Genomic DNA, 13,152 nt, shown 5'->3' with positions numbered 1-13,152 from the left:
TCTAGATAATTTTTATAAGAAATGGGTAAAGCAAACAAACGCTTATTAATACATAGTTCTATATGGCTAACATTTATTTTGTTTGTAGGAACTCAACTTTATTTAGATAAAGGTAAAGTTCCATTGCCGTTTTTAGCAAGAATATCTTTAGGTATTGTATTTTTCTACATTAATTATTTAGTATTAGTTCCAAAGCTATTATTTAAAAAGAAGGTTTTTTTATATGTGATTGCTGTATTGTTAGTAGTTTATCTAGGGGCTCTTATGTATAGGTCTCTTGATTTTTCAAGTTATTTTGAATCCTTATCACAGAATATAAACTTAGAGGCTTACAAGAGTTTTTCTATTAAGAGTTTTGCAATAAGTGTAATGTTTAATATTATTCTGGTAATTCTTGGGGCAGTAATTAAAACATATTTGGCATGGACTAAAAATGAAACAGATAAAAAAGACATTGAAAGCCAGAAAAGAATAACTGAGTTAGAGGTTTTAAAATCTCAAATAAATCCACATTTTTTATTTAATTCATTAAATAGTATTTATTCTTTAACAGTAAAAAAAGCAGACGAAGCTCCTGAAGCAGTTATTATGTTATCAGAATTAATGCGATATATGTTGTATCAGGCAAATGATGATTTTGTATTGTTAGAAAAGGAAATTAGCTACATAGAGAATTATGTTAACCTACAAAAGCTACGATTAATAGATAAAGAGGGAATTTCTTTAAATGTTTCAGGAGAAATAACCAATCAAAAAATACCACCATTATTGTTAATTTCATTTATTGAAAATGCTTTTAAATATGGAGTTGATCCGATAAAAAACTCAAAAATAATTGTAACTATAGATGTAGATGATACTCATTTTAAATTTGAGTGTGTAAACGTAAAGAATAGAAAACAAATAGATGATATAAATTCAGGTATAGGCCTAAAGAATACTAAAGAACGTTTAAAATTGTTGTATCCAAATAAGCATAAATTAGAAATTTCAGATAAGGATAATTTGTACAAAGTAAGTTTGCAATTACGTATAAGTTAATAAGGAAAAATTAAAAGTTTGTGTAAAACTTAAAAGAAGTAAAATAGATGAAATGTATTATAGTTGATGATGAACCTTTGGCAGTAGATATTATTGAAACCTATATTCAGCGTGTTGGAAATATTGAGATTGTAGCCAAAACTAATAATTCTTTAGAGGCCTTATCTTTACTACAACAATACGAATTAGATTTGGTTTTTTTAGATATTGAAATGCCAAATTTGACAGGTTTAGAATTAGTGAAATCTATATCTAATTTGCCTCAGTTTATTTTTACTACAGCCTATCCTCAGTATGCATTAGATGGTTTTGAATTGAATGCTACTGATTATTTGGTAAAACCAATACCGTTTCCAAGATTTATAAAAGCTATAACCAAAGCAAGGGAGCTTTATGAGTTAAAGCAAAGAAAAGATATTACGAATGAAACTCAAAATGATTTCATTTTTGTAAAATCTGAATATGAAAATGTAAAAATAGAAACTAAAAATATTATTTATATCGAGGGTTTAAAAGACTATATAAAGATAAAAACAATCGATTCAAGCTCATCTATACTTACCTTAATGAGTTTTAAAGCTATTTTAGAAAAACTATCTTCAGTTAAATTTTTTCGTATTCACCGTTCATATATTGTAAATATAGATTATGTGTCTTCACATCAAAAAAACAAACTTATTGTAAATAATGAGCGTCTACCAATAGGTGAAACATACAAGGCTGCTATTTTAAAAAGATTAGGAGTTTAAAACCAGTTTGTCTATACATTTTAAGAGTTGGTATAACAGATTCTTCTTTATTTATCCCTCTAAAATACTTTTGCTTGATAATTATGATAAATAACGAACAAGATGAAAGTATTAAAGAAAATAACGATTGTAATTGTATTGATGATTTCAACTATAGGTTTTGGTCAGTCAAAATTAGAAAAGTTTAAAGCAATTCCAGCAGAAGAAATGGCTAAAAAGAAAACAGATTTAATGAAGAAAAAATTAAGTCTCTCGGAAGAACAAACAAAAGAAATTTTTAGAATCAATTTAGATGCTTTTAAAGCAAGGAAGAAAGTTGTAGAGAATTCATCAATGTTTAGTATTCGAAAAAAAATGAAAGCAGTAGGGAAGGAAGAGTATTTAAAGTTAGAGGAAGTTTTGTCAGAAATTCAATTAAAAAAGTATAATTCAAAAGTTAAAAAAGAATTGAAAGAAGCAATGAGTAATTGGATGGAGCAATGGAATAAAGAATAGTGTTTTTTAAGTTAACAATTTTAACAGAAAGTTAACTAGTTGCATATGCAACTAAATTAATCTTTTAATCTAACTTTGCGTCTAAAAAAGGAACGGGAATATGGATTTAGAGAAAACACTAGCGCCTTGGTTAGGAAAGACAATGAAAATGATAGATAATCATATTCAAGATATGTTTTATGAAAGGAAAATAAATTTAACCAAAATACAATGGGTCCTTTTAAAAAAGTTAGAAGAAAAGAATGGAGTGCCACAACAGGAGCTAGCTTTTTTAACAGGTAGAGATAAGACCTCTTTGACTAGACTTATAAATACTATGGAAAAGAAAAGTTTGGTAGCGAGAATCCCATCGAAATCGGATAGAAGAATAAATCATATTCATTTAACAAAAAAAGGTGAGCAGTTACTTAAAGAAACAATACCAATAATGGAAGACTTTGTAACATCCTTGCAAGAAAATATTTCAAAAAAAGAAATAAGAGATACAATTAATGTAATAAAGAAAGTACAAGAAAATTTAATACAAATATCAGCTAAAAGTTGTAGTGACAACTAAAATATAAAACATGAGGAAAGTAATTATTGTAGTGGCAGGAATAGTGCTGTTGGGAATAGCATTTTTAACATCAAACTATTTAAAAAACAGTAAAAAAGTACCAGAACAAAAAGTAACAAAAGTAGAAAAGACTGTTTTTGTAAAAGAAGTAAAAAATGGAGATGTAGCGATTAATATTTCAGCAAATGGAAATTTAGTAGCTAAAAATAAAGTAGATATTTACTCTGAAGTACAAGGAGTTTTACAAACTACTGGAAAAGATTTTAGAGTAGGAGTATCTTATAAAAAAGGACAAACACTTTTAAAAATTAATAATCAAGAGTTTTATGCATCTATTCAATCTCAAAGAAGTTCGTTGCAAAATTTAATAGCATCAATAATGCCAGACATCCGTTTGGATTATCCAGATTCATTTGAAAGCTGGAATACTTACTTGAAAAACTTTGATATTAATAAAACGGTACAACCACTTCCAGTACCAAAGTCAGATAAAGAGAAATATTTTATAACAGGAAGAAATATTTATACCACATTTTATACTATCAAAAATCTAGAAGCAAGGTTAGGGAAATATAACATTAGAGCTCCTTTTAATGGAGTTTTAACAGAGGCTTTGGTAACCAACGGAACTCTGGTAAGATCAGGGCAAAAAATGGGAGAGTTTATTGATAATTCTGTATTTGAATTAGCATTATCGGTAAATGGAGGATTGGTAGATGTTTTAGAAGTAGGTAAGCTAGTAGTGTTACATAACTTAGAAAAGACAAAGGTTTGGAAAGGAAAAGTTTCTAGAATTAATGGAAAAATAGATCAAGCTTCACAAACAGTTCAAGTTTTTATAGAGGTAAAAGGAAACGATTTAAGGGAAGGGATGTATTTAGAAGCAAATGTACCTGTTAAATCAGAAAAAGAAGCTATAGAGATAAATAGAAAATTGTTAGTTGAAAATAAAGCAGTGTATGTGGTAAGGAATAATGTTTTGGACTTAGTTGAAATTAATCCAGTGCACTTTAATGAAAATACGGTAGTGATAAAAGGGTTGGCAAATGGAGAAGAATTAGTAGATAAACCAGTTGCAGGGGCTTATGCAGGAATGCCAGTCAAAATATTTTCAGAAAATAAAAGCACAGCAAAAAAATAAGATATGAAAAAAGTAATAGCATATTTTATAAAGTATCCCGTAGCAGTAAACATTATTATTATAGCTTTTGTGATATTAGGATTTTTTGGGTATTCAACACTAAAATCATCCTTCTTTCCATTAACAAATGCAAAATTTATTAATATTAATGTCGCATATCCAGGGGCATCACCTCAAGAAATTGAAGAAGGAGTTGTTTTAAAAATAGAAGACAACTTAAAAGGATTAGTAGGGGTAGATAGGGTAACATCGACATCCTCAGAAAATGCAGCAACTATTTCAGTAGAAACTTTAAAAGGTTATGATATAAATGTTGTTTTAGCAGATGTTAAAAATGCAGTAGATAAAGTTCCAAACTTTCCAACAGGAATGGAGCCAGCAGTGGTTGCTAAAATAGAGAACATAGCAGAAACCATAAGTTTTGTAGTTACAGGAGATGATATTTCGCTAAAATCATTAAAAAATATAGCGAGAGAAATAGAAAACGACATCAGAAGAATAGATGGAATTTCACAAATTTCAATTTCAGGATATCCAGAAGAAGAAATAGAAATAGCCGTAAGAGAAAATGATTTATTAGCATATGAATTAACATTTAATCAAGTAGCTAATGCAGTTTCTACAGCAAATATTTTAACAACAGGAGGGTCTGTTAAAACAGATGCAGAAGAGTATTTAATACGTGCTAATAACAGGTCGTATTATGGAGATGAATTAGATAATTTAGTAGTAAAAGCAGATGCTTCAGGAAGAATAATTAGATTAAAAGATGTTGCAACAGTAAGAGATATTTGGAATGAAACACCTAATAGAAATTTTTACAATGGAAATTTAGCTGTAAGAATGCAGGTGAGTAATACAAATAGTGAAGATTTACTTACATCAGCAGAAAAAATAAACGAATACATTGAAAAGTTTAATGCAGAACACGATAATGTAAAAATAGAAGTAACGAGAGACTCTTCAATAACATTAAACCAGCGTACAGAATTGTTATTTAAAAATGCATGGCAAGGAATGTTATTAGTAATGCTATTTTTATCATTATTTCTACGTCCACGATTAGCTTTTTGGGTAGCAGCTGGATTACCAGTAGCATTTTTCGGAATGTTTATGTTGGCTGGATATTTTAATATTACAATAAATGTATTATCACTATTTGGAATGATCATCGTAATTGGTATTCTGGTAGATGATGGAATTGTAATATCAGAAAATATTTACCATCATTATGAGAAAGGGAAAAATCCAATTAGAGCAGCAATAGATGGTACAATGGAAGTAGTGCCACCAATTATATCAGCCATAAGTACTACCGTTTTAGCATTCTCATTATTTTTCTTTTTAGATGGGAATATAGGGGAGTTCTTTGGAGAAGTAGCAACTGTAGTAGCATTAACATTAATTCTTTCATTAGTAGAAGCGTTAATTATTTTACCAGCTCACGTAGCGCATTCAAAGGCACTAGATAGAAATCAAAAGTTATACAAGTTTAATAAATACGCAGAAGATTTAATGGATTTTATGCGTGATAAATTATATGCTCCTGCATTAAAATTTGTATTAGAAAATAAGTTTTTTGGCTTAACAATTCCAGTTGCTTTATTAATGTTAACTATGGGAGCTTTTGAAGGAGGAATTATTAAAGGAACTTTTTTCCCATCTATAGCAAGTGATAGAGTTTCAGTAAACTTAACAATGCCACAAGGAACCAATGAGAAAATTACAGATAGTATCATATCGGTAATAGAAGCAAAAACTTGGGAGGTAGAAAAAGAGTTTACTAAAAAGTACGGAGTAGAAGGTGAACCAGTAGTAGAAAATATTTTAAAACAAATAGGACCAGGTACAGCTAAAGCATCTTTACGAATTAATTTATTGCCTGGAGAAACGCGTTCTTTTAGTTCAAGAGAAATTACCAATGCAATTAGAGAAAAGGTAGGAGAAGTTTATGGAGTAGAAACGCTAACCTTTGGTTCAGGAGGTAATTTTGGAGGAAGTCCAGTGTCAGTTTCTTTATTAAGTAATAATATAGCTGAGCTAAAAGCTGCTAAGACAGAGTTAAAAGAAGAGTTAAAAAAGAACCAAGATTTAAAAGATGTTACCGATAATGATCCGCAAGGGATTAAAGAAATAAAAATTCAATTAAAAGAGAATGCCTATTTATTAGGATTGAATTTGAACGAGGTAATGTCGCAAATAAGAAGTGGTTTTTTTGGTAGGCAAGCCCAGCGTTTTCAGAGAGGACAAGACGAAATAAAAGTGTGGGTTAGATATAATAAAGAAGAGCGATCATCAATTAAAAATTTAGATGACATGCGAATCGTAACTCCTACAGGAAGTAGAATTCCACTTTCAGAAATAGCAAGTTATCAAATTGAAAGAGGTGAAATATCAATTAGTCACTTAGATGGACAAAGAGAAATAAAGGTAGAGGCAGATTTAAAAAATGCTCAAGGAAGTGCAACTGATATCCTTACAGATATCCAAGAGAGAATAATGCCAGAGATTTCGGCAAAGTATCCATCAGTAACAGCTTTATATGAAGGACAAAATAGAGAAGCTTCAAAAGTATCTAGTTCAGCAGCAATAGTAGGTCCAGTAATTTTATTGTTAATCTATATTGTTATTGTCTTTACGTTTAGATCATATGGGCAACCATTTATGTTATTAATCATGGTACCATTCAGTTTAATAGGAGTTGCTTGGGGGCATTGGATTCATGGGTTTGCTGTAAATATTTTATCACTTTTAGGAATTATTGCTTTAATAGGAATTATGGTTAATGATGGGTTAGTGCTTATTAGCAAGTTTAATAGTTATTTAAAAGAAGGAATGGAATATGAAGAAGCTTTATTTGCAGCAGGTAAATCGAGATTTAGAGCAATATTTTTAACAACAATAACTACAGTAGCTGGATTAGCACCTTTAATTTTTGAAACAAGTAGGCAAGCTCAGTTCCTAATTCCAATGGCAATATCTATAGCTTATGGAATTATGATAGCGACATTTTTAACACTTTTAACGCTTCCAATATTATTGTCTATATCTAATTATTCAAAAGTATATACAAAGTGGTTATGGACAGGAAAAAGGCCAAATAGAGAAGAAGTAGAAAGGGCTATTAAAGAATTAGAAGCAGAAAACGAAGAATTAGAAGAGTAAAAGAAAACAAAAATGAAAAAAATACATTTAATCATAGGATGTTTATTCACTAGTATTTCTTTTTACGGACAAGAAGTGTTAAGTAAAGAGAAAGCAGTAGAAATAACACTAGCGAATAATTACGATATTAAAGTAACAAAGAATAATGTAGAAACCGCTAAAAACAATAAAAGTATTTATAACAGTGGATATTTACCAACGGTTACAGGAAATGCTGGGGCAAATTATAGTAAAAATGATACAGACCTTGAGTTTCAAAACGGAACTACGAATTCAGTCACAGGAGCTGAATCAAAATCTTATAATGCATCAGTAGGATTGAATTATACTATTTTCAATGGATTTAATAGGCAAAATACCTTTAAACGATTGAAAGAAAATTATAATTTAACAGAGTTACAAGCACGACAAGTAATGGAAAATACGTTAACCACATTGTTTTTAGCGTATTATGAAGTAGGAAGGTTGACAGAAAATGAAAAGACTCAAAAAGAAACATTAGAAATTTCTAAAAAGAGATTAGAAAGAGCTAAGTATAATTTTGATTATGGTCAGAATACCAAATTAGAAGTACTAAACGCAGAGGTTGATGTAAATAATGATAGTATTACATATATAGATTTAAAACGTCAATTATCGAACGCAAAAAGAGATCTAAACGTGGTATTGGGAAGAAGTGTAAATACGCCAGTAAAAGTAGATACTGATGTAACTTATGCAATTGATTTAAACTTGATAGATATCTTACAAAAAGCTAAAACAAACAATGCAACTATTTTACAGGCAAAAAAGAACATTGAGTTAAGACAATTAGATGTAAAAATTAATAGAGCAGGGTGGATGCCAAACGTAAGTTTAACTAGTTCGTATGCTTGGAATAAAAGTAATAACGATGCTACCAATGCGTTTAGTCCAATATCAAATACGCAAACAGGTGTAAATGCAGGTTTAAGCTTGTCTTGGAATATTTTTGATGGAGGAAGAACTAAAACTAATGTAGCGAATGCAAAAATAGCTTTAGAAACCCAAGAAATTCAAAAGCAACAGCAAGAGGAACAATTAGAGAGAGATGTAAATAATGCTTGGGAAACTTATCAAAACGCATTGTTTTCGTTACAAGCCCAAGAAAAAAATGTAACAACGAATAAACATAATTTTGAACGAACTAATGAACGATATAAATTAGGACAAATTACTTCAATAGATTTCCGCCAAGCTCAGATTAATTTAATTAACGCAGAGTTAAGTGTAAGTAGGGCAAAATATACTGCTAAAAATGCAGAACTACAGTTATTGCAGTTAGCAGGAATGTTATTAGATAACAAGAATTTTTAAATTTTATCTACAGATAAAAAAAACCGAAGCTTTAAGCTTCGGTTTTTTTTATAATTCTATTTTGATATTGTATTTCTCTAAATCTTTTGAATGTTTATGTATAGAAAAATTTTCACTATCAAATTCTTCGAGTCTATTTTTTCTAGTTTCATTTCTATGAATGGCTTCTAAAAATCTACGCATTTCATTATCGTTACTAATTACAATGCCAGGTACTTTAGAGTTGTTTCCTTGCTCATTTTTAGCTACCATAGTAAAGTAAGAAGAGTTACAGTGTTTTATATTACCTGTTTGGATGTTTTGAGATTCTACGCGAATTCCAACTACCATAGAGGTGTTTCCAACATAATTAATAGAAGCTCTCATGGTAACTAATTCACCAACTTCAATAGGATTAATAAAATTAACTGTATCTACAGAGGCAGTCACACAATAAGTTCCAGAATGTTTTGAAGCACAAGCAAAGGCAATCTGATCCATTAGATTCAAGATGTAACCACCATGAATTTTACCACTAAAATTTGCATGTGAAGGAAGCATTAGCTCAGAAATTGTAATGCAAGTGTCTTCTATTTTTTTATAATTATTGTTCATTTTCTTTAGTAACTCCTCTAAAATGTGGAGAAGCTTCTTCTTCCACTTTAGTAATAAAATATTTAGTGTCTCCTAACCAAAAGAAAGTTCCAAAACGTTCTTTGTAAGTAACTTTTACATATCTACCTTGGTATTTTTTTAAATTATCAATAACAGTAGTTTCTTTATCTTCTACTGAAAAAGAGAATATTTGAGCACCAGAAATTCCTTGACTAATTTCTCCTTCCCAAGTTTTAACAAATACACCTTTGTGACTAATTTTAATTAGTTCTCCAGATCGAACCCCTTCACTATAAGGAACGTAGTAGATAAATGCGTAGTAAATACCTGCAATTAATAAAATAACACCAATAATAAGGGCTAAAATCTTTTTCATTCTTTAAAAATTAAAAACCAATTAGGTTTTGTTAGAACAAAAGTAATATTAAAAATTTAGACTTAAAAAATCAAAGGAAAGTAGTAAGTTTGTGTATCTACAAAAAGAAACAGAAATGAATTATATTTTATTTGATGGAGATGTGCGTACAGCATTATTACCATTTACATATACAAAACCAGTAGCCGATTTAAGAGTAGGTATTTTAACAATTAGAGAAAAGTGGGAGAAGTTCCTTGGTTTAACAACTACTACAATTACTGAAGAATATTTAGAAGAAAAATATCCAATGGTAGAGATGGAAGAGAATGTATTGTTAAATGCTTCTTTTTTACCAAACAAATCATTGGTTGAGGTTGTAAAAGGGTTAAAAGAGAATCAAGCGGTTTTTAGAGGAGATGATGTTATTGCTTTTTATACAGTAGATACCCAAGAAGAAGTAGACTTTTCTAAGTATGAGCAAATAGAGTTTGAAGATGATATTATACAAATCAAAAACACGTGGGATATTTTTTCTTTGAATGATGCAGCAATTCGTGCCGATTTCGATTTAATTACAGAAGGAAGACAATCAGAACCAATCCCAGAAATGGTTAATTGTATCAATAGAGCTGATATTTTTGTTGAGAAAGGGGCTAAGTTGACTTATGCAGTTTTAAACGCTTCTACAGGGCCAATTTATATTGGAAAAGATGCAGAAATAATGGAAGGAGTTGTGGTAAGAGGAGCTTTGGCTATGTGTGAAAAATCAGTTTTAAAATTAGGTGCAAAGATTTATGGAGCTACTACATTAGGACCTTATTGTAAAGTTGGAGGAGAGGTGAATAACTCAGTTTTAATGGGATATTCGAATAAAGGACATGATGGGTTTTTAGGGAATTCAGTATTAGGAGAATGGTGTAATTTAGGAGCAGATACTAATAATTCAAACCTTAAAAATAATTATGCTGAGGTAAAATTATGGAACTATGAAACTGGTAGATTTGCAAAAACAGGATTGCAATTTTGTGGTTTGATGATGGGAGATCACTCTAAATGTGGAATAAATACAATGTTTAATACGGGAACTGTTATAGGAGTTTCAGCAAACATTTTTGGAAGTGGGTTTCCAAGAAATTTTGTGCCATCATTTAGCTGGGGAGGAGCTTCTAGATTTACAGAGTATAAAACAAATAAAGTTTTCGAAGTTGCAGATGTGGTAATGAAAAGACGTAATATAGAATTTGATGATAAAGAGAAAAAAATTCTAGAACATGTTTTTGAAGAAACTAAAAAGTATAGAAATTATTAAAACATAAACCTCGCTATTTATTTAGTGAGGTTTTTTTTAGAAGTTTACTCTGAATACTAAATTAGGGGTAATTCCTAGAGAAAGCTTGTCAATTTTCCCTAATTGATAAACAACTTGATTATTGCTGTTAACTACAGGTACAGCAGTAAAAGTTCTTCTTAAAATATTTTTTTGATTGTAGATGTTCAAAATTGAAAAACCTAATTTACCTTTCCATTTATTAGGGAACCTAAACGAATAAGTAACAGAGGCATCTAATCTATGATACTTAGGTAAACGTTTAGCATTTATATTATCTGTGTCAAGAATAATACTTGGAGACCCACTGTTTGGGTCAATTCTAAATTCACGTACATCTGTAAAAGGATTTCCTGTTCTATGTTTCCAACCAAAAGAAAATTCATAATTATTAAACTTAAAGGCATGAGACCAAGAAAAATAATTAGTAATGTCATGGTTTGCAGGAAAAAATTTATTTTCAAGATCAATAAACTTAAACTTATTTTTCGTGTAAGAATAATTAATCCATGTTCTATAATTTCCAATTTTTTTATTAATTAGGAAATCAATCCCAAAAATTTCACCTTTCCCTTTAGAAAAATCAGTAGTTTGATCATTATAACCTCTAGTTTGAGAAGTCATACCGCTAATATATTTTAAGTATGGCTCAACATCAATTTTCCAACCATTTTTATTATATACTGTACCTAGTGAGAATTGAAAACTTTTTTGAAGAGGTATATTACTGTTGTTAACTTGAGCCCAAACCTGATTCTCTAAATCAAAACCTAAACTGGATGTTTGAAATTCAATAATTTGACTTAAAGGTTGATGTTTTTGTTCTAAAGAAGTTTTAAAACTTAGCCCATCATTAATCCTTTTTTCTATATATAATCTAGGTTCAATAACTGTTTTATTAATTTTATCAAAATGATTTAATCTAAGTCCAGAATTAATTCTCCAGTTGTCATTATCGTACAAGAACTCAGTAAAAAAAGAATGCGTATTATTTGTTCCCGAATCTTCTTGTAGGGTATTAGTAATGTTGTCAGAATTAATATCAGCTCTGTAGTTTAATTTGTAAGAGGTTTCGTTAGATAAAAAATCGTAACCAAAAAGCAAATCTGTTTTAGTATTTACTTTATAATTTAAGTTATAGGAAAAACCAAGGTCTCTTACCGAATTAGTTTTTATTGAATGGCGAATTAAATAGTTTTTAATGTAATTATACTTTCCGCTATAGTTTAAATTAAAATTCGAATAGAAAGCTTTAAAATCCTGAGTTAGTGTAGAAGATAATTTTTTCTTCCAAAGAAAACTTAACCCTTTGTTTGTTATGTTTAAATCATCTAAGTAATTGTCTTGATAAATAGGGATTTTAAAATTATTAACTAATTTGTTTTTGGTGTACAAAAAGTTAAAAGATAAAGCTTCATTTTCCGAAGGTTTAATAGCTAGTTTAGCTGTATAATCGGCAAAATAGAAACGATTATCTCTTTCAAAAGGTACACTTTTATTAATTATTCTTCTCTCATGATTAGCGTCAAATGTTTGAAATACACGTTCAGATAACTTATCAAAAGTAAAAGTGTTAATTAAATCGGTAAAAGAACGTCTGAAAGACGTTGTAAAAGCCATCTTTTTTGATAATGGAATTTTTAAAAAGGCATCAAAGTGAGTCATGTTAAATCCAAAACCTCCAGAAACTTTTGATGGTATGTTTTCTTGAGTTTTAATATCAATAACACCAGAAATTCTATTTCCATAACGGGCTTGCGTTCCACTTTTTGAAAGAGTTATTTTTTTAGTTGTATATGGGTTAAAAGCAGAAAGTGTACCAAAGAAATGTCCTGAATAATACATTTTTATACCGTCCCAAAAAATTAAATTTTGATCAGGAGTTCCACCTCTAATATAAATACCAGATGCAGTTTCATTAGGGCTTTGAACACCAGGTATAATTTTTAAACTTTCTAAAACATCTGGTTCTGTTAAACCTGGTAATACTCCTAGTTGTTGTGGTAAAACAGAAATAGAACCATTTTTATTTTTATTAATACCTAGAGTTACATAATTACTTATTTGTACCTCTTTTAATAAATTATAATTATTAAATGTAGATTCCTTAAAAACTGATATGTAATAGTATCGAGCATCAACTTTGTTAAATTGTAAAGATACTTGAGTCTCAATTTCTGTAAGTAACTCTTCTAGTTGACAGCTTTTTTTGTTGAAAGTAAAATAAACTTTCTCTTGTATGATATTGGAGTCAAAAGAAAACTTCACCTTAAAATTAGATTCTACTTGTTTTATAACATCTAATATAGGCGTGTTTAAAAAAGCAATGTCTACCTTTTCTTGAGAAAAAATAGACATTGTCAAGCACATCAAAAGTATACTTATTTTTTG

11 protein-coding genes are annotated in these 13,152 nt (G+C 29.4%); 8 read left to right on the top strand and 3 right to left on the bottom strand.

What is annotated here, in order from left to right:
• The first annotated feature begins 21 nt into the window (after nt 1-21).
• The 7 genes from MHN29_RS16980 to MHN29_RS16950 all read left to right on the top strand — a co-directional run bounded on the left by MHN29_RS16980 (nt 22) and on the right by MHN29_RS16950 (nt 8,482).
• Nucleotides 22-1,041 (top strand): sensor histidine kinase, encoded by a 1,020-nt coding sequence (locus MHN29_RS16980; protein WP_235275873.1) that lies wholly within the window; start codon nt 22-24, stop codon nt 1,039-1,041.
• A gap of 47 nt (nt 1,042-1,088) precedes the next feature.
• A complete protein-coding gene (locus tag MHN29_RS16975; protein WP_235275872.1) occupies nt 1,089-1,790 on the top strand; it encodes a LytTR family DNA-binding domain-containing protein in 702 nt (233 codons plus the stop codon).
• Nucleotides 1,791-1,892: 102 nt separating this feature from the next.
• Complete coding sequence (locus tag MHN29_RS16970) at nt 1,893-2,285, top strand: hypothetical protein (RefSeq protein WP_235275871.1); 393 nt, start codon at nt 1,893-1,895, stop codon at nt 2,283-2,285.
• Nucleotides 2,286-2,385: 100 nt separating this feature from the next.
• Nucleotides 2,386-2,841 (top strand): MarR family winged helix-turn-helix transcriptional regulator, encoded by a 456-nt coding sequence (locus tag MHN29_RS16965; RefSeq protein WP_235275870.1) that lies wholly within the window; start codon nt 2,386-2,388, stop codon nt 2,839-2,841.
• A 10-nt stretch (nt 2,842-2,851) separates the two neighbouring features.
• The gene (locus MHN29_RS16960; RefSeq protein WP_235275869.1) at nt 2,852-3,982 is read left to right on the top strand and encodes an efflux RND transporter periplasmic adaptor subunit; all 1,131 of its coding nucleotides are present in this window, start codon (nt 2,852-2,854) and stop codon (nt 3,980-3,982) included.
• 3 nt (nt 3,983-3,985) lie between these two features.
• Complete coding sequence (locus tag MHN29_RS16955; RefSeq protein WP_235275868.1) at nt 3,986-7,147, top strand: efflux RND transporter permease subunit; 3,162 nt, start codon at nt 3,986-3,988, stop codon at nt 7,145-7,147.
• A 12-nt stretch (nt 7,148-7,159) separates the two neighbouring features.
• Nucleotides 7,160-8,482 carry a TolC family protein gene (locus MHN29_RS16950; RefSeq protein WP_235275867.1) on the top strand — a complete coding sequence of 441 codons (1,323 nt, stop codon included), beginning with the start codon at nt 7,160-7,162 and terminating at the stop codon, nt 8,480-8,482.
• A 48-nt stretch (nt 8,483-8,530) separates the two neighbouring features.
• On the opposite strand, the gene MHN29_RS16945 is transcribed toward MHN29_RS16950, so the two are convergent.
• Together MHN29_RS16945 and MHN29_RS16940 are read right to left on the bottom strand one after the other, a co-directional pair.
• Entirely contained in the window at nt 8,531-9,076 is a 546-nt protein-coding gene (locus MHN29_RS16945; protein WP_235275866.1) for an acyl-CoA thioesterase, read from the bottom strand.
• Nucleotides 9,066-9,452, bottom strand: a complete 387-nt coding sequence (locus MHN29_RS16940; protein WP_235275865.1) for a 6-phosphogluconate dehydrogenase — start codon at nt 9,450-9,452, stop codon at nt 9,066-9,068. Before MHN29_RS16940 ends, MHN29_RS16945 begins: the two co-directional genes overlap by 11 nt.
• 115 nt (nt 9,453-9,567) lie before the next feature.
• Here MHN29_RS16940 and MHN29_RS16935 point away from each other — a divergent pair, with 115 nt between their 5' ends.
• Nucleotides 9,568-10,743, top strand: a complete 1,176-nt coding sequence (locus tag MHN29_RS16935; RefSeq protein ID WP_235275864.1) for a GlmU family protein — start codon at nt 9,568-9,570, stop codon at nt 10,741-10,743.
• Between the two features lie 36 nt (nt 10,744-10,779).
• Here the strand turns inward: MHN29_RS16935 and MHN29_RS16930 are convergent, their stop codons facing one another.
• Entirely contained in the window at nt 10,780-13,119 is a 2,340-nt protein-coding gene (locus MHN29_RS16930; protein WP_235275863.1) for a TonB-dependent siderophore receptor, read from the bottom strand.
• Nucleotides 13,120-13,152 lie beyond the last annotated feature (33 nt).

The organism is Tenacibaculum sp. Cn5-46, from assembly GCF_022347705.1.
In the GTDB taxonomy this organism is placed as follows: domain Bacteria; phylum Bacteroidota; class Bacteroidia; order Flavobacteriales; family Flavobacteriaceae; genus Polaribacter; species Polaribacter aiptasiae.
The sequence above is the reverse complement of the archived record's forward strand: the minus strand, read 5'-3'. Positions and strand labels throughout refer to the sequence as shown.